The 21,135-nt window shown below is 40.9% G+C and carries 20 protein-coding genes; 14 read left to right on the plus strand and 6 right to left on the minus strand.

The features are described 5' to 3' along the window. Window positions 1-157 precede the first annotated feature (157 nt). Both BUA59_RS09975 and BUA59_RS09980 read left to right on the plus strand, forming a co-directional pair. Complete coding sequence (locus BUA59_RS09975; protein ID WP_245813122.1) at window positions 158-1,084, plus strand: MerR family transcriptional regulator; 927 nt, start codon at window positions 158-160, stop codon at window positions 1,082-1,084. A 95-nt stretch (window positions 1,085-1,179) separates the two neighbouring features. Beyond that, window positions 1,180-1,419, plus strand: coding sequence for a DUF2061 domain-containing protein (locus BUA59_RS09980; protein WP_072839561.1), 240 nt, complete (start codon window positions 1,180-1,182; stop codon window positions 1,417-1,419). A gap of 117 nt (window positions 1,420-1,536) precedes the next feature. On the opposite strand, the gene BUA59_RS09985 is transcribed toward BUA59_RS09980, so the two are convergent. After that, window positions 1,537-2,895: a sodium-dependent transporter gene (locus BUA59_RS09985; RefSeq protein WP_072839562.1), complete on the minus strand. Its 1,359-nt coding sequence runs from the start codon at window positions 2,893-2,895 to the stop codon at window positions 1,537-1,539. 446 nt (window positions 2,896-3,341) lie between these two features. On the opposite strand from BUA59_RS09985, the gene ectA reads away from it, so the two are divergent. The 5 genes from ectA (at window position 3,342) to BUA59_RS10010 (ending at window position 8,495) form a co-directional block, all read left to right on the plus strand. After that, window positions 3,342-3,854: a diaminobutyrate acetyltransferase gene (gene ectA, locus BUA59_RS09990; RefSeq protein WP_245813123.1), complete on the plus strand. Its 513-nt coding sequence runs from the start codon at window positions 3,342-3,344 to the stop codon at window positions 3,852-3,854. A gap of 152 nt (window positions 3,855-4,006) precedes the next feature. Next, entirely contained in the window at window positions 4,007-5,320 is a 1,314-nt protein-coding gene (ectB, locus tag BUA59_RS09995; RefSeq protein ID WP_072839564.1) for a diaminobutyrate--2-oxoglutarate transaminase, read from the plus strand. A 148-nt stretch (window positions 5,321-5,468) separates the two neighbouring features. After that, window positions 5,469-5,858, plus strand: coding sequence for an ectoine synthase (locus BUA59_RS10000; RefSeq protein ID WP_012068875.1), 390 nt, complete (start codon window positions 5,469-5,471; stop codon window positions 5,856-5,858). Window positions 5,859-5,921: 63 nt separating this feature from the next. Then, window positions 5,922-6,959: an ectoine hydroxylase gene (gene thpD / locus BUA59_RS10005; protein ID WP_281251015.1), complete on the plus strand. Its 1,038-nt coding sequence runs from the start codon at window positions 5,922-5,924 to the stop codon at window positions 6,957-6,959. Between the two features lie 93 nt (window positions 6,960-7,052). Continuing rightward, complete coding sequence (locus BUA59_RS10010) at window positions 7,053-8,495, plus strand: aspartate kinase (RefSeq protein WP_072839565.1); 1,443 nt, start codon at window positions 7,053-7,055, stop codon at window positions 8,493-8,495. A gap of 153 nt (window positions 8,496-8,648) precedes the next feature. Here the strand turns inward: BUA59_RS10010 and BUA59_RS10015 are convergent, their stop codons facing one another. Beyond that, entirely contained in the window at window positions 8,649-10,844 is a 2,196-nt protein-coding gene (locus BUA59_RS10015; protein WP_072839566.1) for a bifunctional diguanylate cyclase/phosphodiesterase, read from the minus strand. Window positions 10,845-11,029: 185 nt separating this feature from the next. Further along, complete coding sequence (locus tag BUA59_RS10020; RefSeq protein ID WP_072839567.1) at window positions 11,030-11,611, minus strand: HupE/UreJ family protein; 582 nt, start codon at window positions 11,609-11,611, stop codon at window positions 11,030-11,032. A 269-nt stretch (window positions 11,612-11,880) separates the two neighbouring features. On the opposite strand from BUA59_RS10020, the gene BUA59_RS10025 reads away from it, so the two are divergent. The 4 genes from BUA59_RS10025 (at window position 11,881) to BUA59_RS10040 (ending at window position 13,947) form a co-directional block, all read left to right on the plus strand. Continuing rightward, entirely contained in the window at window positions 11,881-12,207 is a 327-nt protein-coding gene (locus BUA59_RS10025; protein ID WP_072839568.1) for a DUF2834 domain-containing protein, read from the plus strand. Between the two features lie 41 nt (window positions 12,208-12,248). After that, window positions 12,249-12,884 carry a LysE family translocator gene (locus BUA59_RS10030; protein ID WP_072839569.1) on the plus strand — a complete coding sequence of 212 codons (636 nt, stop codon included), beginning with the start codon at window positions 12,249-12,251 and terminating at the stop codon, window positions 12,882-12,884. A 27-nt stretch (window positions 12,885-12,911) separates the two neighbouring features. After that, entirely contained in the window at window positions 12,912-13,175 is a 264-nt protein-coding gene (locus BUA59_RS10035; protein WP_072839570.1) for a DksA/TraR family C4-type zinc finger protein, read from the plus strand. Between the two features lie 187 nt (window positions 13,176-13,362). Beyond that, window positions 13,363-13,947, plus strand: coding sequence for a hypothetical protein (locus BUA59_RS10040; protein ID WP_072839571.1), 585 nt, complete (start codon window positions 13,363-13,365; stop codon window positions 13,945-13,947). An 87-nt stretch (window positions 13,948-14,034) separates the two neighbouring features. On the opposite strand, the gene BUA59_RS10045 is transcribed toward BUA59_RS10040, so the two are convergent. Then, window positions 14,035-15,246, minus strand: coding sequence for a phosphoribosyltransferase family protein (locus tag BUA59_RS10045; RefSeq protein WP_072839572.1), 1,212 nt, complete (start codon window positions 15,244-15,246; stop codon window positions 14,035-14,037). Window positions 15,247-15,506: 260 nt separating this feature from the next. Here BUA59_RS10045 and nudK point away from each other — a divergent pair, with 260 nt between their 5' ends. Beyond that, on the plus strand, window positions 15,507-16,088 hold the full coding sequence (gene nudK / locus BUA59_RS10050; RefSeq protein ID WP_072839573.1) for a GDP-mannose pyrophosphatase NudK: 582 nt from the start codon (window positions 15,507-15,509) through the stop codon (window positions 16,086-16,088). 63 nt (window positions 16,089-16,151) lie between these two features. Here nudK and BUA59_RS10055 read toward each other — a convergent pair whose 3' ends face one another. Then, complete coding sequence (locus BUA59_RS10055) at window positions 16,152-17,213, minus strand: LacI family DNA-binding transcriptional regulator (RefSeq protein WP_072839574.1); 1,062 nt, start codon at window positions 17,211-17,213, stop codon at window positions 16,152-16,154. A gap of 237 nt (window positions 17,214-17,450) precedes the next feature. On the opposite strand from BUA59_RS10055, the gene BUA59_RS10060 reads away from it, so the two are divergent. Then, the gene (locus BUA59_RS10060; RefSeq protein WP_139248853.1) at window positions 17,451-18,797 is read left to right on the plus strand and encodes an alpha/beta hydrolase family protein; all 1,347 of its coding nucleotides are present in this window, start codon (window positions 17,451-17,453) and stop codon (window positions 18,795-18,797) included. Window positions 18,798-18,873: 76 nt separating this feature from the next. Here BUA59_RS10060 and BUA59_RS10065 read toward each other — a convergent pair whose 3' ends face one another. Next, window positions 18,874-19,824 (minus strand): AraC family transcriptional regulator, encoded by a 951-nt coding sequence (locus tag BUA59_RS10065; protein ID WP_072839575.1) that lies wholly within the window; start codon window positions 19,822-19,824, stop codon window positions 18,874-18,876. A gap of 133 nt (window positions 19,825-19,957) precedes the next feature. On the opposite strand from BUA59_RS10065, the gene BUA59_RS10070 reads away from it, so the two are divergent. Then, window positions 19,958-21,127 carry an MFS transporter gene (locus tag BUA59_RS10070; RefSeq protein ID WP_072839576.1) on the plus strand — a complete coding sequence of 390 codons (1,170 nt, stop codon included), beginning with the start codon at window positions 19,958-19,960 and terminating at the stop codon, window positions 21,125-21,127. Window positions 21,128-21,135 lie beyond the last annotated feature (8 nt).

A 21,135-nucleotide genomic window follows, 5' to 3' on the forward strand; every position in this document is an offset into this window, starting at 1 on the left:
TTTCTTATACAATATAGAAAATCGTATAAGAAAAGCAACTACTTGTACAAAAAAATATTTGTATAGTTTTTTTGTGGTTTGGTTTTTTGTTGTTATAGAAGTTTAGGTCACAATGGGTTTATTGCCTTAGATGAATGATGATTTATTGGAAAAATGTATGAGTCAGTCAAATCAAAATGCGGAAGCAAAAAACCAAGAGCCTTTAGATGAATTAGCGCTATTGGACAGCTCTGAATATTTTCCCATTCGCGAGTTATCCTTAAGAACTGGGGTGAACTCCGTCACATTGAGAGCTTGGGAGCGACGTTACGGCTTGTTAAAGCCAAAGCGCACTGACAAGGGGCATCGATTATATGATCAAGACGATGTGCAGCGCGTAGAAGCTATATTACGCTGGATTCAACAGGGTGTGGCGGTCAGTAAGGTACGAGCTTTGCTGGAGAAAGGCGCGACGTTCGATGGTGTTGTTCCGTCAAACGAATGGTTGGAATGGCAAGAGTCCTTGGTAAAAGTGGCAAGGGCTTTTCAAGAAGATAAAATTGAGCAGATGTACCAGCAAATTTTTTCTCAATATCCTGCTGAAATCGCTATACGAGATTGGTTGTTACCAAGCTTCGAACAGTTGGGGAAAGGTGCTGCCTTGGCGTTTTGTGAGTCAGTGGTGCTGTCGTGTTTAATCGCTCGTGTAAGTAATTTTAAAACGCAGCAGAAGAATGCGCCTAAGGTGTTGATTACCGGATTAGTTTCCCAGCGCAGCCTTTGGTGCTTCATGGCTGCAGCTATTTTATTAGACAAAGGTTTGTCTTGTTGTGTCGTTCCAAATACACAGCATAGTAACGATTGGTCTAGCTTGGTCGAAGGTGTTCAGGCCCAATCTGTATTGGTTTTTTGTGAAAATGAATTGGTCAATAAAGCGGAGGAGTTGATTAATCAAATGCAGCAATGGCAGCTGCCAGTTGCAGTGATTGGTGCGAGTTTTTGGTTGGCTGCTCATAACTCTGATGTAACGGATCTTGGAAAGGTTAAAGTCTACTCTGAGGCGTTGGAAGGTGTGATTGATTTCATGGAGAAGATTTCAAAGTAAAAAACTATTAGATTTATACCTATAATATATTTTTCTTATAGATTGGTCTGACTTACTCTTCTTTTAATCAAACTAAAGAAAGAAGGGGATTCAACATGGCTAAAACAATGACTTTTGCAATTATGCATTTTTCAATAGCATTCTCTGTTGCGTATCTCATTACGGGGAGTTTGTTAGTAGGTGGTTTAGTGGCAATCGTAGAGCCTGCGATTAATACCGTAGCATTTTATTTTCATGAGATTGTTTGGAATAAAGTTCAACAAGCTGACGTTGCGTCTGAATTGAGTAAGACAATTCAAGCAGCAGGGGAAAATTACGCGTTAAGATCGATGTGATTTTCAGTCTCTATAGATTTTCAGTCTCTATAAAAAGAAACCCCACCGGCACAGTACGCTAGTGGGGTTCGGTGTCTGTATTAAAGCTAGATTAATAATACTTAAACTATTTAAGTGTTATTTCATAGGATTTATCAAGAAGTACAGCACAACAGCAACCGCGATTGGCGCGGTGAACTTCATCGAAAAATTCCATAGTTTAAATACAGTGTCAGACAAGTTTAGTTCGTCTTTTGCAAACTTGTTCTTAACGATCCAGCCTGCAAACAGTGCAATGAAAATTCCGCCTAATGGCAGCATGATGTTTGCTGTAATGTAGTCTAAGAAATCGAAAGTATTTTTGCCGAAGAAGGTTACATCAGACATAAAGCTGAATGAACCTAGACATGCAATGCCTAATCCCCACACCACGATGCCTAAGCCAATAGACGCTGTGATACGCTTCATTTTGAAGCGCTCAACCAAGAAGGCAACCGTAGGTTCTAGCAAGGAAATCGCAGAGGTCCATGCGGCTACGCCGACTAAGACAAAGAATAAAACACCAAACAACTGACCGAAAGGCATTTGACCAAAGGCAACTGGCAAAGAAATAAACATCAAGCCCGGACCAGCCGCAGGATCCATACCGTTAGAGAAGATGATTGGGAAGATAGCTAAGCCAGCAACCAAAGCGACCAGCGTATCCAGTGCACCGATAGCCAATACAGTCTTACCGATGGACGCATCTTTGGTCATGTAAGAGCCATAAGCCATGATGGTGCCCATACCCAAAGATAGGGTAAAGAACGAATGGCCTAATGCAATCAAAGCTGCGTTCCAGGTTAACTTGCTGAAGTCAAACTCGAACATGAAATTCCAACCTTGCGCAAAACCGCCAGTGGTCATCGCATATCCAAGTAGGATAATTAGCAGTACAAACAAGGCTGGCATCATAATGCGAGTCGCAGTTTCAATGCCTTTATTGATACCCGCAGCAACCACAACTACCGTCATAATGCTGAACAGTGTATGCCAAGCTAAAAGTGTTGCTGGGTCAGCAAGGAGCGCGCCGAAGGCTGCACCAGCATCATCAGAGGAAATGCCATTCATTTCACCTGTTAGCATTACTTTAATGTAATAAAGTACCCAGCCACCAACAACAGAATAAAATGAAAAGATAAGAACGCCAGACAGCATTCCCATTAAACCGATTAACCCCCAAGATTTGGAGCTTCCAGATTCTTCAGCGACGTCACTTAAAGCGTCTATAGGGTTTTTGCGCGCACGACGACCAATAAACACTTCAGCCATCATGATTGGAATGCCGACTAGCAAGATGCAAACCAAATAAACAAGAACAAATGCCCCACCACCGTTTTCTCCAGTGATGTAAGGGAATTTCCATATGTTGCCTAAGCCTACAGCGGAACCTGTTGCCGCTAAAATGAATATCCATCGACTCGCCCACGAGCCTTGGATAGATGTTTTATTTGTCATAGTTATCTCTAAATAATTGAAAGCAAAATATATAAACAGCGATCGGAGCTGGTTTTTTTACCCATACCAATGCTTCCCACTTCACCAGCATGAATGAATGCTGATAAGCAAAACTCCGAATAGGGGCGGGATTTTCCGAATTTCGATGCGGATATGCAACTAAAAATGTTCTTTTATGATGTTTTTCGCTATTTAGTGTGTGCTTTTCATCCTAGAGCCTGTCTAGCTTTAAGGGAAATGTTATGACTGTAATGGTTAGTTCTCTAAATAAAAGTCTGGACTTGATATTGCTTTCAGGTAGAATGATTAGACATCAAATCAATTTGATTTTAAAAATCAGTTAAGTAACATTAACTTCATATAAATCAGTCATTATAGTTATTTATAGTTACCTGATTTGTAAAATTAACTGGTTAATAATGCTTTGTTTTCTAATGGATGTGATTATGAATTCAGAAAAAATTGTGTTTACTAAACCTAGTGCGATAGATGGAATGGCAGTAAATCAGTTGGTGGCATCTTGTCCGCCATTAGACACCAATTCGGTATATTGTAATTTGCTGCAAGCTAGCCATTTTAGCGAAACGTCGGTCGCGGCTAGCCTTGAAGGCGGTGAAATGTTGGGGTTTGTCTCTGGTTATATTATTCCTAACCAAATAGATACCCTGTTTGTTTGGCAAGTTGCTGTTAGTGAAAAAGCTCGCGGCCAAGGCTTGGCGAAAAAAATGGTTTCATCATTGCTTGAACGATCCAGCTGTTCAGGTGTGCGTTACATAGAAACCAGCATTACGGCATCAAATGAAGGTTCTTGGGCTTTGTTTCGTCGTCTTGCTGACCAGCTAGAGGCTCCTTTAGAAGAATCTGTGATGTTTGACAAACAAGATCATTTCAAAGGAAAGCACGATACTGAACATCTAGTTAGGATTGGCCCCTTTTCCAATAAATTAAAAAGCCAATAAATTTAAAAGCCATATGAATTCACAAACTCAACGAATTTATATGCAGCGAGTTAGGAATGCGATGAGTCAGAAAATCATATTTTCACTCTCAGTTTTTGCTTTCTATCCTCGTACTGAAATTACTATTTATGAACTTAAAGGATGATAACAATATGAAAATTTTTGACGAAATCGAATCAGAAGTACAATCTTACGCACGCTCTTTTCCACGTGTTTTTCACCGTGCACAAGGCGCGTATTTATTCGATCAAGAAGGTAACAAATATCTAGATTTCTTGGCCGGTGCAGGTACATTGAACTATGGCCACAATAACCCTATCTTTAAAGAAAAATTAGTGGAATACATACTAGACGACGGTATTACACATGGTCTAGATATGCATACCAAAGCCAAGGGCGAATTTCTTGAAGTATTCAAAAAGCATATTCTTGAACCTCGTGATCTAGAGTACATGGTGCAGTTTACTGGACCTACTGGAACGAATGCGGTTGAAGCAGCGCTTAAGCTAGCTCGTAACGTAACTGGTCGTGAAAATATTATTAGTTTTACCAATGGTTTTCATGGTTGTAGCTTGGGTGCGTTATCGGTAACGGGTAACTCACATCATCGTGGCGCAGCGGGTACTAGTCTAGGCGCTGGGGTCTCTACCGTGCCGTTTGATGGCTATTTGGGTGAAGGCATTGAAACAACTGAATACCTAGACAAAGTATTGTCAGACTCTAGTAGTGGTGTTGATACACCTGCAGCTGTAATTGTTGAAACGGTTCAAGGTGAGGGTGGTATTAATGCTGCAAGCTTTGGTTGGTTACAGAACTTAGAGGCAGTTTGTAAAAAGCACGGTGTTCTATTGATCGTCGATGATATTCAAGCAGGTTGTGGTCGTACTGGTACTTTCTTCAGCTTTGAAGACGCAGGTATTAAACCTGACATTGTTACCATGTCAAAATCATTGAGCGGTTATGGTTTGCCATTCGCAGTTGTGCTTATGCGTCCAGAATTAGACACCTGGAAACCAGGCGAGCATAACGGTACTTTCCGTGGTAATAACCTTGCATTCGTTACTGCAAAAGTAGCTATTGAAACTTACTGGAAAGATGATGCGTTTGAAAAAGAGATTAAACGTAAAGGTGAGTATATTCATGAGCGTACACAAGCCATCGTCAATGAATTTGGTGAAGGTAACTTCACACTTCAAGGTCGAGGCATGATGCGTGGCATCAACTGTGTAAGCGGTGAATTAGCTGGCAAGATTACCAAAAAATGTTTCCAAAATGGTTTGATGATCGAAACCTCTGGTGCAGATGATCAAGTAGTGAAATTCCTTTGTCCTCTTATTATTAGTGACGAAGATCTAAAACAAGGTATTGATATTCTAGAACGTGCCATTCGTGACGTATGCGCCAAAGAAGATGATATGCCAGAAGCAAAAAGCTACTTTGATGAGAACTACGACATCGCTGTCTAGTTCCTCTTCTATAAAAGCCGCCTTCTTATTTTGAGGGTGGCTTTTGTCACATGCTTGAGTGAAGCAAATAGTAAGTCAAAAACCTCAAGTTTCTTCCGGTAACTCTTTATCGGCATTTAAGCGATCTTCGGATCATAAGGAGAAAAGAATGTTTGCACGTGATTTAGCAGAATGTGAAAAAACCGAACGCCGTGTTGTGTCACCAGATGGTAATTGGGAAAGCACACGTCTCTTATTAAAAGAAGACAACATGGGTTTTTCTTTCCACATCACCACTATTTATGAAGGCAAAGATTTTGATATGCATTATCAAAATCACCTTGAATCTGTGTACTGCATTTCTGGTGAAGGCGAAGTAGAAAGCCGTGAAACAGGTCAAAAACACCATATTAAACCGGGTGTTGTATATGTGCTTGATAAACATGATGCGCATACCTTGCGAGCTTTTAAAGAATTGAAACTGGCTTGTGTCTTTAATCCGCCAATTACGGGTAAAGAAGTACACAACTCAGAAGGTGCTTACGAAATTCTAGAGTAAGCCTAGAAAGCTATTTATCAGATCATGTCGTTAACGGTAAGGAGATAATAAGGAGTCGCGATCATGTCATCGGTTCTAGCATCTGAATATTTATATGATGACTTTACTAATCAGAAAGTTGCTAAGCAGAAAGTGTCTAACCAGAAGCTTTTCAGTTCAAAATTTTCTGATAAAAATAGTGTAGATTCACTGAGTTCTGATGGGATTAAGCAAGATCAATATCCATCCAGAATCTATTCAGAACCTATGCATATCAAGCGCCAAGATCCTATTATCTACTCTAATTATCGACAAAAAGCGCCTCTTGAAGAGGCGCTTTTAGATCAATACGAAAAGAAAGGTTTTTTGTTTTTGGATGATATTTTTAGTGACGAAGAAGTCATTAATATGCAGAAACATATGCAGTATTTACGTGATGATGGCGAGATCAAGCAACGCGAAGAAAGCGTTACAGAATCCAGTAGTGGAGATATTCGCTCAGTATTTGATGTACATAAACTAGACGCTTTTATTCAGGGCGTGGCTGAAGATCCAAGATTAGTTCGAATCGCAGAGTATCTTTTAGGTGATGCGGTCTATCTTCATCAGACGCGTTTGAATTACAAGCCGGGTTTTCGTGGTAAGGAGTTTTACTGGCATTCAGACTTTGAGACATGGCATGTAGAAGATGGTATGCCACGTATGAGAGCATTGAGTATGTCTATTACGCTTACTCCTAACGATTACCACAATGGCCCCTTGTTGTTGATTCCTGGTTCTCATCTTACTTATATCTCTTGTGTCGGAGAAACGCCGGAAAACAACTATCTTTCTTCTCTTAAAACGCAAGAGGTAGGCGTTCCAGATGATGCTTCCTTACAGTCATTGATTGAAAAAAATGGCATTGAAGCTGCAGTCGGTCAACCAGGCAGAATTATTTTGTTTGATTGCAATGTTTTGCATGGTTCAAACGGTAATATTACATCATCACCTCGTTCGAATTTATTTTTTGTCTACAACGCCTTGTCAAATCGTGTGGATTTGCCATTTGGTAACACGACTCCAAGGCCTGAATACATCGCGGCTAGGAAGTCGATTAAAGCGCTTAAAAAAAGCGATTAATGCTTAAATTTTCCGCAACCTTATGACAATATAGCGGCAGTTTTGGATTTCGGCATAAGTTGGCTTTTAGCCCCTTAACATATTGGAAAAATGATGGGACAACATACAGTTGAAAAAATTGGCGGTACGTCCATGAGTGACTACCGTTCAGTTAGAGATAATATAATTTTCAAACCCACTTTAGTGAACAACATGTACCAACGTGTTTTTGTTGTTTCTGCTTATGCTGGTATGACCGATAAGCTGTTAGAGCACAAGAAAACGGGTGATGCTGGTGTATTTGCTTTATTCGCTCAAGAGCGTAAGCAAAACAACTGGTTCCCAGCATTACAAGATGTTCGCACGGCTATGTTAGAAATTAACCATAGCTTGTTCGAAGCGGGTGAATTGCGCCATAAAGCAGACGCATTTTTAAATAGCCGTTTGCAAGAAGCACAAGAGTGTCTTGAAGACCTACATCGCCTTTGTCAGCACGGTCATTTTTCGATTAGCGAGCATCTTGCTACTGTACGAGAAATGCTTGCCAGTCTTGGTGAAGCGCACAGTGCTTGGAATACAGCACACTTGTTACAACGCGATGGCGTGAATGCTGTTTTCGTTGACTTGACTGGTTGGAATAGCCCAAGCCACATGTCGCTTGATGAGCGTATCTTAGATGCATTTAAAGACGTTGATTTGAGCAAAGAACTTCCGATCGCTACAGGTTATGCTCACAGCGAAACAGGTCTGATGTCTACTTTTGATCGTGGCTATAGTGAAATGACGTTCAGCCGAATTGCGGTTTTGACTGAAGCTCATGAAGCTGTGATTCATAAAGAATTCCACCTAAGCAGTGCCGATCCTCGTTTAGTTGGTGAAAGCAAGGCCGTGCCAATTGGTCGAACCAACTACGATGTAGCCGATCAGCTTGCTAATCTTGGTATGGAAGCTATCCATCCCAAAGCAGCAAAAGGTTTGCGTCAAAGTGGTATCTCATTGCGTGTGAAAAATACTTTTGAGCCAGAACATACAGGTACGCTTATCACCGGTGATTACGTAAGTGATGCGCCATGTGTAGAGATCATTGCAGGTTGTCGTGGTGTATTTGCCGTAGAACTATTCGATCAAGACATGGCCGGTGATATTGATAAATTTGATGTGGATATTCTTAAAGTATTAAGACAGTTTCACGCTCATATTATCGCTAAAGATATTAATGCGAACACCATTACACACTATTTGGCGATCAACCTGAAAACCTTGAAGCGTGTCATGAGAGTATTGCATGAGCGCTTTGCCGATGCTGAAATTACACAACGTAAAGTAGCAATTGTTTCTGCCATTGGTAGCGATATGAAAACCACAGGTATGCTAGCGAAGGCGGTAAAAGCCATTGCAGAGCAAAACGTCAACGTATTGGCTATGCACCAATCTATGCGTCAGGTAGATATGCAGTTTGTTGTCGATGAAGAAGACTACGAAAAAGCCATCTGCAGCTTGCATAAAGAATTGGTTGAAGTACATAACCATGGCCGTGCGATTTGTCTAGCTTCCTAATGTAGCGATGTTTTGTGTATTATCTGAAAGCCTCAAGTATCTAATACTTGAGGCTTTTTTTATGTCGAGTATTTTAGGTTAGGCGTTCTTAGTTGATAAGGAAAAAGAAGTACTTCTTATAAGTAGTACTTTCAATAAATAGTGAAAAACACACTAATCTTTATGAACAATTGGCGTTCCTTGATTGAACTCATCGGCCGTTACTGCTTTGCTTACATAGTAACCTTGGCCAAAATTACATTGGAATTCTGCCAACATTTTCCATTGCTCTCTGGTTTCTACACCTTCAGCTAATACTTTGATATTGAGTTTATGAGCCATTGCAATGATTGCTTCGACGATTTTTCGATCATCCGGGTCATTCTCTAAATCCATCACAAAACTGCGATCAATTTTTAGCAAATCTACTGGAAGGTTTTTAAGTTGAGATAGCGATGAATAGCCGGTGCCAAAATCATCAATAGCGATACAAATACCCATTTCTTTTAGTGTTTGTAACAAATATCTAGCGAGATGGATGTCTTCAAGAATAGAGGTTTCAGTGATTTCAAAACCAATTAAATGAGTAGGTACTTGATATTTTTCAAGCAGCTCTTGAACTAGGATAACAAAGTGAGGATCTGATAATTGCTCCGAAGCAAGATTGATATGCAATAGAATATCAGGTCTGCCTTCCTGTTTTCGTTGTGCCAGATAAGCGATGCTACTTTCTAGAACCCAATAACCTAATTTAACAATTTGCCCTGTGCTTTCAGCGAGAGGGATGAAGTCATTAGGGAAAATTAGACCTTTTTCTGGGTGGTTCCAGCGAATTAGAGCTTCAGCACCAAATACATGATTGGTATGAAGGTCAAACTGAGGTTGATAGTACATCTCAAATTCATTTCGTTGCAACGCACGGGTTAAGTCCTCTTCCGCTTTAATTAAATTGTGCGTACTGATTTTCATTCTTTCAGTATAAAAAGAGTATTGATTTTTACCTTTTAGCTTGGCTTGATATAGTGCCATGTCGGCATTTTGCATGATGGTAACAAGGTCATAACCATGCTCTGGAATCATCGCGATACCCAATGACGTGCTTAAAATATACTCTCGTGAATCCATTTTAATGGGCGTTCTAATGCTCTCTAGTATTCGATTTGCTTGTTCACCGGCTTGTTTGTCATCGCCAATATCTCCCAGTAGGATTCCAAATTCGTCACCGCCCAAGCGTACAACAAGATCAGAGATGCCTTTTAGTTTATTTAATCTGTCTCCGGCAATAACAAGTACTTGATCGCCAACATCGTGGCCTATCGTGTCATTAATACGTTTGAAGTTATCTAGATCAAAGTAAATAAAGGCAGATATACGTTTACGTCTCTGGTTGTTGTACAGAATTCTGGGCAAGCTATCTTGTAAAAAACGTCGATTTGGTAAGCCAGTTAACGGGTCTTTATAGGCGAGTTCTTGAAGTTCTGCGGTTTTTTCTTTGACCAGCTTTCTGAGTTTTAAAGGTTGGATTAGAATGGCATACAACGCTATAGAGAGTAAAAATGCCACAGTAAAACTGATGGCATAACCTGTTATCTTGCGCTGTTTTAACTGAGCGTCTAATGCCCTACTAATTCTTAGCGTCCAAGTACCAACAGGTAGGATAAGATTAGTCGAGGCTTGAATATCTGAAAGTGGGGTAAGAGAAGAGGATAATACGATGATTTCCTTTGTCGCAGCATGCTTTCTTGAAAGGCTGTATTGATATCCTTCGCTTTCTAACTGTTTCAATTGCGTTGCTTCTAATAAGTTATCTAAATAAATAACAGCTGAAGCAAATCCCCAAAAAAGTTCTCTTTGTGTACCTTTATGTAAATAAATAGGTGCTCGACTAATAACGGCAACACCACCTTGCACTAAGGCAACCGGACCAATTACGAATATTCGATGATTCTTAATCGAGAGCATCGCTTCATCTTTAAATTTGGGTGTCGAGATAATATCAAACCCGATGGCGGTTTCATTTCCTTCAAGCGGGTATATATCAGAAATGATGCCATCTGGCGCAAGTTGAAGGTTTTCAATGCCACCAATTGACTCGATTAGTTTGCTGGCATAATTTGGAAACCATTTACCATTGCCATTATTTTGCTCTACTTCATAAGCTAGAATCTGTGCGGAGGTAAAGGATGATGAAAGACGGCGTTCTAAAACTGAGGCCTGAGTACGAGATATGCCACTTAAAAGAGACTGCTGCTGATTCACTATGGATTTGTTTGTTGACTGAGTCCAATAGCCGCCACAAAAAGCAATAATGAAGAAAGCAATTAATGAAAAAAATAAGGCGGAAGGCTGCTTAAACTCTGCTTTCTTCAACTAACGATCCTTCACTTGATAAAAAATATACCGAAAATAATACAGATAAATTCTTTATTAGTATTTAGTTTTTTTGTAAGGCTTAAATGATGGGAATTAACGAGGATAAATAAATAGAAAAAACTCACTGGTAAAGGAAGAGTAGCCACTGTTTTAAGGATTAATAAAACAGTGGCTGATAGGCGCTATGCCATTGCTAGGAACAATCCAGCAATAGCAATGAAGCTACCTGCTACGCGAGTCACGATAGGTGCTTGGAAGCGAGCAACCGCCATACCAAAACCGATACCAGCAACATGCAACAGCGCCGTTGCAGCAGCGAAGCCCAATGCATATTCTGCACCGTTAGCATCCAGTGGCATTTCTAAGCCGTGCGCTGCGCCGTGGAAAAGAGCAAATAATCCTGCAGTGCCGGCACAAACCGCAACAGGAAAGCGTGCAGCGCCAACTAATAAAGCACCCATTAGAATCACCGACAAGACAATACCTTGCTCGATGAAAGGAACTTGAACGCCAGCAACAGCTAAACCGCCACCAACCAACATAGTACCAACAAAAGCCGCAGGCACAGCCCACAAAGCACGACCGCCAAGGCTAGCAGCCCAAAGGCCAATGGCTAGCATAGCCAATAAATGATCCAAGCCACCCATAGGGTGCATGAAGCCTGTCATGAAACTGGTTGAGTGTTCGTGTCCTGGGTGAGCAGATGCAAGAGCTGGTATTGCGGCAACAAGTGCGGCTAATCCCATTTTAAGCGATGAACGCATGGTGTTGTCTCCAAAAAAGTATATGAGTATGAAAGACCTTACAAAATAGTCTTCTCTAAACCACCGCTCTTGCGGCTGGAAGCGAGAATTCTAACATACCCACAGTTAGGGTAAATTGAATGATGTTGCCAATAGGTAACGAAATATTCTGTTTACATAAGAAAAGTTGAGATAAAAGGGACTTCTCTTTGTTATATTATTTTAAATCTGTGTTTAAACACCCATTGCCAGCGATTAAAAATTAATAAGAGATACACGGAGGTATAGCAATGCTAATGTTTTATTTAGGTTTAGCAATTATTGGGACACTTATTCCTTATGCGGCTTTTGTTCCTTGGCTGCTGCAAAATGGTTTAGATCTACCACAGTTCTACATTGAAGCAATGGCTAATCCTATCAGTATTTTTGCATGGCTAGATGTTATTGTTGCAGCAATCACACTATTGGGTTTTATTGTTCATGATGGCCAAAAGAACCAAGTTAAGTGGCGATTTATAGCAATAGTTGGAACGTTAAGTGTTGGAGTGTCCTGCGGATTACCTTTGTACTTGTATTTACGGGAAAGGCAACGTAGCTCGGAACACATTAGAAGATAATAAATGCAGGCTTTATTCAACAACAAATTTAGGAGCAAACTATGACCTTCCATCTATGGACTTTGTTTTTCTTAGCTTACTTGGTGACCACACTGTCGCCAGGGCCGAACGTATTATTAGTGCTTAAAAATAGTATTCAATTTGGTTGGAAATCTGCCTTTATTACGATTTTTGGTAATTTGACCTGCCAATTTTTGATTGTTTGTTTGGTTGCCTTGGGCGTTGGTGCACTCTTAGAAACATTGCCAGTCTGGTTTCTGGTGATGAAAATATTAGGCGGAAGCTATTTGATTTACCTTGGTATTAAAGCCTTGAGATCCAAAAAGAAATCAACTTTTGATGCTATAGATGATACAGCCGTAACTAATTCGACTAAAACGGGATTTGCGCTGTTTGGAGAAGCGTTTTTGGTTTCTGCAAGTAATCCAAAAACACTGATATTTTTGTCCGCCTTCTTGCCTCAGTTTTTAACCCTAGAGTCGCCTGCGTATCAACAGTTTTCGGTTATGTTTATTACTATCTGCGCTATCGTTACCAGCGTACATATCGGCTATGCTTTTGGTATTGCTCGTCTAGGAAAACGTTTCTCGCTAAAAAACATGGAAGCCAAAATCACCAAAATAACTGGCGGGTTGTTTATCACTATGGGCGGCGGAATATTGTTGAGTAATCGATAAGGCAAATATAAAGAAGAGGGCTCGCTTATGGCTAGTGGTTGGGCGCAAGATGGTGCGGTGCAAGATCAAATAGACGCAACGGTTGACTCTGAAGTGGAGCGTGCAAAAAATAGCATGCCAAAAGGGGAGAGCCTGACCCATTGTGAAGAGTGTGATGCTGTGATTCCTGAGCCTCGGCGCAAAGCCATTCAGGGAGTGCGTTTGTGCATTAAATGCCAGTCCGAGCAAGAGAAGAAAGGCCGCTCTGCTTTGTATAATCGTGCAGGCAGTAAAGATAGCCAACTAAGATAAGATCCGTAAGTTATTTTCTTCTGTTTCATTGATCTAAATACCATTGTTATTCACTGAATCTAAGTATTTATCGTCGAATTTTTCCTGCTTGATCTTCTCCATTATGGTAAGGTTTCGCCTATCTAAAAGAGTGTTTTGATCACAGGTCTGATGCTCTGTTTCTTTCAGAATAAATAAGGATGAGGTTGTGGCAGACACTTACTCAACAGAAGTGAATAAATTAGAGAAATTACGTGCGGCTTGGTTGCCTGCGGTAGAGTTTCTTTTTGGTGAAGCCGTTGTCGAAGCCAAATTTGATGGTTTTGAAGTCAGTGATGACATCGCTAAACCAAGTGCTGTATTTGAACATGCTGATGAACCATATCGTTATAAGATTCAGATGCCAGCTCGAGTATTCAGTAATGATGTCATGTTGTTGGCTGATGTAATTCAAGAAATGGTACGTGGTCAATATCCTGTTGGTTTTGAAGGTGCTAAAACGCCAGCATTGTGTGAAGGAGTCGCTGTTTTTGGTGCGATTACTGCTATCAAGCAAGTGTTCGGAGAAGAGTCGGTTGACTCGTACTTGAACGCATTGCGTGAGCAAGCTTTTCCTTATTACGACGCGTTCTCTTATGTTGCTGTGTTGTTGGCTGAAGACCCACAAGCGATCAAGAAATTACGTGGTGTTCAGCCTTTCTTGTACAAGGTAGAACGAGCGGATTTTGAGTCGGCACAAGTAGAAATAGATCGTAAAATCAAAGACATTCTTTTATTAGCTTTTCGTGCTTAACCAATAAAATTGAGCAAAAGAAATAAAAATGCCGCGTGATCGCGGCATTTTTATATTCTTGAATACTTACTTGAACAGTGTTTAATTCTAGCCCTTCAATTCAGACAGTTCTTCACTGAACCAAATTTTGCGTTTAAAACGTGGGTTTTTAGACGACATATCGATTTTGTAAGGGTTTGGCTCGTGAGTTTGTGGCAAATCAAGAATGTTGCAAAGCTCTTGAGCAAGCCATTTTTCCACTTTTAATACGACCATTTTCTTACGTAAACGACCTTGTTCATCACGATTCAAAATCGTTGGTAAGGTATTTAGTGTTAAAATCTCGCCAATCGCTGGATGCGCCATACGCTCACGACCTTCGTCGCTGGCATAAAAATGCGATACCGCAAACACCATACGTTCAGGATTGATTTGTTGTAAGAATTGGCACGATTTTACCACGGTAGAACCGGTACGAACCATGTCATCGAACAACACAATGCTTGCGCCGTCTAAGCCGTCAAAAGTGTGTTCGCTTTCTTTATGCAGAGTGATTTCTACTTTGCGTTCAGCGGTACGGTCTTTATCAAGCATGATGAATTTAGCTTTGCTGAGACCTAGAGTTTTGAACATCTCTTTAACGAAATCGCGTGCGCCTTTGTCTGGTGCGCAAAGAACAAGCCCTTCGCCGTCTTCGCCGTAGTTCAGGATGTTTGAATTCAACAAGTAATGGGCGTAAATCTCATAAGGGATTAAGTTATGGAAGTCGCCTTCAAACACTTCAGTAAACATCTTTTGCACAGAATCGGAATGGTTGTGAATCGTCATCACAGTATCCACACCAGACAGCTTTAATAGCTGAGCATAAAGCTTAGCAGTGAAAGGCTGACCATCGAATTTTTTAACGTCTTGGATATCACGTTCAAAACTGGTTTCGCCTAAGCTCTGATGAGGGCCACGATCTTGTGCGCTGTAGAATAAGTCTGGCTCAACCAAAATAACGCGGTCGGCACCATTTTCTTTTGCAGCACGAGCGATAATCAGGTTAGACATCGCTAGTTCTTGGCGACTTTTTACATGACTGCCAGTACTAACTATGATGACAGCCTTACCCTTGAGTTTGCGGCCAATGTTATCGAAATCTGCTTCGTCAGAAATAAAACGTGGGCAGAATTCGGAGTTCATGAACTGTTTCATACTGATCAAATCAGCGATGTCTTCGTGTTGACCCATTGCATAAGCGACATCAATAGCAAACGGATTATCGGAAGAGTTACTAACAACGACGACATTAGTAGCCTGACCGGTCGACAAAGTCATGAGAGATCCTTAACTAAGGGTAGGGGAATTTGCGCTGATTTTAATACTTGTAGGCTTTTTTCGATAGGGCTGATTGAGGATAAATGGCATTTTTATGTCGATTAGGTGTTACATGATATTTGTGACAGGTGTAAACCGATGTCATTCTACGTTTTCTTAAAGCCCTTTATTAGAATGAATAGATCAGGGAGCTCCAGTGCTGCTATATTTTGATTTTAATCATTTTTGTTAATAGCTATAAACTTTATAAGGAAGCAAGCATGAGTACGACGGATATTCGTAACATAGAAAAAACGCTGTTATCTGATAACTGGTATACCTTGAATAAATTTTCTTTTGAGTTGAAAGACCAGAATGGTCAGTGGCAATATCAAGAGCGTGAGGCGTACGATAGAGGCAATGGCGCAACGATTCTGCTCTATAACATTGAAAAAAAGACCGTAGTGTTGACTCGACAATTCAGAATACCCACTTACGTAAATGGTAATCATGATGGAATGCTGATTGAGTCTTGTGCAGGTCTATTAGATCAAGATAATCCCGAAGATTGCATAAAACGAGAAACGGAAGAGGAAACAGGCTTTAAAGTTGAACACGTAACAAAAGTCTTTGAAGCTTATATGTCGCCAGGTTCTGTCACGGAAATGCTGTACTTTTTTGTGGCTGAGTATTCAGACAACATGAAGGTATCTGATGGTGGTGGCCTTGAGCATGAGCAAGAAAATATAGAAGTGCTTGAATTAGACTTTCAGCTAGCCTGCTCTATGGTCGATTCTGGTGAGATTAAAGATGGAAAAACCATCATGTTGCTGCAATACGTTAAGTTAAACGGCTTGCTCTAATGTAAAAGCAAAAATTACTGCTTACCTGAGGGTATAGAAGCATTATGTTAGCCATGAAACAGCTTATTTCTTCAGTGGTAGAAGAAAAAACTCTTTATTCAAACGAAATTGATGTGGAAGGTAGACCGGCTCTGTTGGTGGGGAATGGCTCCATATGTTTTTTAAGGCGGCAACGGTAGCTGGTCCATATAGGTTAGCTGGGACGCCGATAGAGTTTAGCCAGTTAGCGATCCAAGGGTTAAGCGGGTTATCGTCAAAGCCGAAAAAGGTCATATCTTTAATTGGGTCTAGTCCTGCTTCCTGAGTGAGACGATATGCTCCATAGGCTAGCATATCGCTTAGACAGACAATGACATCCGGCCTTTTGAGCATGTCTAAAAAGGTTTGCATACTTTTATACCCGACCTCAAGATGATTAAGCCCTTCTATGTGAGCATGAGGGACATCATCGGGATAAATGCCTGCTTCTGACAACCTATCTAGCAGACCTCTGCGTCGTTCCGCCGCAGCAGTAAAGTTAAGTGATGCATGAATGATCCCAATGTTTTTCTTTCCATGCTGTAGAAGTAAATTTGCGACATCAACACCGGCTTGGTAATTATTGATGCCAACATAGTAGCTATTCTCTTGGTCTGGTGCGGGGCGATTAATAAAGAGCAATGTCGTATCACTGTTACGGTAATCAGTTAAAAGCTCACTTTGCACCGCGCCAATGATGACAACCGCACGAGCAAGCTGAGACTGCATTTCTCGTAAATATTCGTCTTGTATCTTTGCCTCTTCATGAGTATCACACAAGGACATAATATAGCCTTCATCCCTTAACGCCCACTCTATTGATGAAGCAATTGCCGACATCGTAGGGTTGGCCAAACTAGCGGCTAATACCCCAACCATACGACTTTCCTGGCATCTTAATGCTCTGCCAATACTTGCTGGTCTGTAGCCGAGTTCCTCAACCGTTTTTTTGACTTGCAGAATAGTTTGCTCTGACGCCTTGTTCGTAATTCCATTGATGATACGAGAAGCGGTTGCTGTCGACACTTTGGCATGAGCCGCCACCATAGCTAAAGACACCCTGCTGTTGGTAGTGTGCTTTTGTTTTCGGCGCTGGCTTGGTGGCATGTAGTTTCCCTAAAGGAGGTATTTAAGAGTCAAGATTTTATCTTCGTTTGGTGGGAGCAACAAGCGAGGAAAAGGTTTTGTCGTCATAAGTAAGTTTTAGTACTTGAGAATAATGGATTGACCTGTTTATACTTCATTAGTTAATCGATTACCTAAGCACTGCTTAAAGATACAATAATCGCTTTTAGGTGAGCTTTTTAAACGTCAAAAACAATAAAGATAATAAGGAAAGTTGTAATGATAAATAAGCTAATGACCCGATGTACCTTAACGTTGTTGGTTGCTTCTTGTATCCCATTTTCTGCCGTAAGAGCAGAAAATAGAATTGATACCATTCGAGCCGATGCCCCTGAGCTTGCAGCTTATGGAGAGCAAACAGTAGGTGTCAGACAAATTGATTTTATTCATAAAAAACAGATCGACGTTTTAAACACGGATAATGACAGAAAAGATGGAGATGCTTTTCCGTATTATGATCGTCCATTAACGGTTGAAGTTTGGTATCCAGTATTAGCCAACGCCACAGGTTCTAGAGTAATAAAAGCTTTCATCAGAGATGGTAAAACCAAGGTCGACTTACATGGTCAGGCGATTGTAGAAGCCAAACCAGCTAAAACTGAAAAAGCGTTTCCATTGGTGATTATTTCCCACGGTTATCCTGGAAACCGGTTTTTAATGGCGCCCATAGCAGAGAATATTGCTTCAAAAGGCTACGTAGTGGTGTCTATTGATCATACAGATTCGACTTATAGTACTTTATCCAAGATCAGCTCAAGCTTGGTAAATAGAACCAAAGATCAACTGTTTATCTTGGATCAAATTAGCCAGTTAGCAAAGGACAAAGCCTCCTTTTTGTATAACTTGGTGGATGTGAATAATACCGGAATTATTGGTTATTCAATGGGCGGATATGGCACGGTAGTGACAGTAGGAGGTGGTTTGACACAATATGCCTTGGATCAACGAGAAGGTCTTTTTTCGACACCTAAAGGCACGTTAGACCAGTATCTGAGTGGAAGCAAAGAGTATCTCGCCTTAGCGGATAGTCGAATAAAAACGGCTGTCACCTTTGCTCCTGCAGGTATGAAAAGACACTTCATGGATTCAGAAACGACAAAGGGAATTCGAGTTCCCATGTTATTTATAGCGGGTTCAGTGGACGACGTTGTTGGCTATGAAGACGGAGTGCGTTCTTTATGGAAGTCTGCATCCAGTGTTGATCGTTCATTGTTGACATTCGACTATGCAAATCACAATGCAGGCGCACCGATGGCGCCACCAGAAGAAGCCAACAAGGTGGACGCTGATTTAGGCTTTAATTTAACCATGCATTATCTTGATTCAGTTTGGGATAACGTACGCATGAACAATATTTCAACGCACTTTATTACGGCATGGCTAGGTAAATATTTGAAACATGATTCTGCTATGTCGAGCTACTTTGATTTAGTACCTGTTTCTAATGATGGCAAGTATATCAAGGAAAAAAACGGGACGGATAATTCAGACAATACTTACTGGAAAGGTTTCCCTAATAGAAGCGCAAGTGGATTGAGATTTGAAACCTTAAAGGCAGGCTCTTAAAAACAGCTAAAAGCATCATGAATTGATAACCTAGGCAAGATCATCAGGCTTTTGGGTCTTGCCTTCTATTGCGAAATTAGCTTGATTTAGTTTGTGTTATGGGAAAATTGTTAGCTAAAGGATGATCTAAGGTTACGCTGTAATTTTTCCGGAATTGCATAGGGGTTACATTAAAGGCAAGTTTAAATTTTTTAGCAAAGTAGGCTGAGCAGTTGAAACCACTTTCGTAGGCAATGTCTGCGATTTGTTTATTACTTTCGGTCAGCAGTTGAACCGATTTCCGCAGCCGATAATTCAATAAATAGCTGTTTGGTGAGCAACTCAGAGCGTTGCGAAATATACGATAACATTCACTTTCACTGATGTTTGCAGCCTCACTTATATCGGCAATGGAAATGCGTTCTTCATAATTGCTGTGGATGAAATTTAGCAAGGATTGTACTCGCTTTTCATTGGTCTTTGCCGCGTTGTGAGTCGCGGTGATGTCTTGCTGATTGGTACAGAAAATATGCCAGAATTTCATTAGTGCAATGTTCATATAAAACTCGCGGTCAGAACCTTGCTCTTTCCATACTTCAAAGGCTGTCGCCAGCTCATTGATCACTTGCTCGTGCCAAGCTTTAGCGCCGGAGAATTTATAAAACAGCAGCTCTTTGTTATTGATAACAGGAAGCACATGCTTTTTATAAATTAGTCCAAAGCCCACACCACCAAGCATTTTTGGACTGAACACCACGTTCAATATTCGACAGTCTTCAGTGCCATAGTTCGTTAGCTTGTGTAAGGTATTGGCATTGATAAAGACCATTTCTCCAGTTTTCACGATATCACTGGAATTAATACATTCGACTTTGGTGGCGCCTTCTATAACCAACACAACTTCTATTTCATCATGCCAATGCCACGGTACTTCGCCACCAACAAAATGTGAAAAACGTTCGTCATAAGATCCACAAGGAAAGTCATGACTACCGTGAATAGTCAGCTCTCTGCCATTTTCTTCTGTTTCAATCTTATAAATTTGCATAGCACCACTTATTGAACTCGCCTTGGTAAAATTGATGTTGATAGAATCGTTATATTTTAAGAGAGTATATACCTATATATAAACCCATGTAGACGGTATTGTTTTAAAAAAAATCAAACGGGTAAACACTGTCATGCTATTGCTTTTCATTATCTACATCGCTTTTATTAGTTTGGGTCTACCTGATGCGGTACTTGGCTCATCGTGGCCAGTTATGAAAAACGACTTAAATGCCTCACTGGAATTTGCCGGTGTTATTTCTCTCATTATCAGTGCTGGTACTGTGATCTCTAGCCTTTTTGTGACGAAAGCAATTCATTATTTTGGAATAGGAAAAGTTGTTGCGTTAAGTGTCTTACTGACAGCGGTGGCACTACTTGGCTTTAGTATGTCCAACATGGCATGGGCGCTTGTGTTCTTGGCTATTCCATTAGGTGTTGGGGCGGGCGCTGTGGATGCTGCATTGAACAACTTTGTTGCATTACATTATAAAGCCAAGCATATGAATTATCTGCATTCATTCTGGGGTGTTGGTGCGACCGCTGGTCCACTTCTAATGGCGAATTATTTGGCCCTCAAAGAAGGTTGGCGTGATGGCTATATAACCATTGCGATTGTGCAATTTCTACTGGTCATTTTATTATTTGCTGCACTTCCGTTGTGGAAGAAGTTTGTCATTAACTCTGTAAGAAGTGATGAGACAAGCGCTCCGTTAGTGACAAATGCTTCCGCACTAAAAATGAAAGGCGTCCCACTGCAGTTAGTTGTTTTTTTTAGCTATTGCTCAATAGAAATGAGCACTGGTTTGTGGGCGGCAAGCTACCTAACGACACAAAGAAGCATACTTCCAGCAGACGCGGCATTCTGGGTAGCCATGTATTATTTAGGCATTACGGTTGGGCGCTTTGCCTGTGGAGTGATCGCAGAAAAAGTGGCAGAAGAAACCCTTATCCGCTCTGGTGTTGTCATTATCCTGCTCGGCTGCATCTTGCTTGCTCTACCATTTTCAGATGAGTTGGCAAAAATAGGCTTGATATTCATTGGGTTAGGTTGTGCGCCAATCTTTCCGAACACCATTCAAATGACTCCGAAACGTTTTGGCTCATCGGCATCGCAAGCCATTATTGGTTTATCTATGGCGACGGCTTATATCGGCATCATGGTCGTACCGCCAATACTTGGCGCCACAGCAAAAGTATTCACCTTTGCTTCATTCCCCATGATATTGCTGTTGCTGGCTGGCATTATATTGCTAACGACCGAACGATTAAGGCGTTACAGCGACATGTCATTGCGCCAGTAGGCAAGTGA

It is taken from the genome of Marinomonas polaris DSM 16579 (genome assembly GCF_900129155.1).
Taxonomy (GTDB): Bacteria; Pseudomonadota; Gammaproteobacteria; order Pseudomonadales; family Marinomonadaceae; genus Marinomonas; species Marinomonas polaris.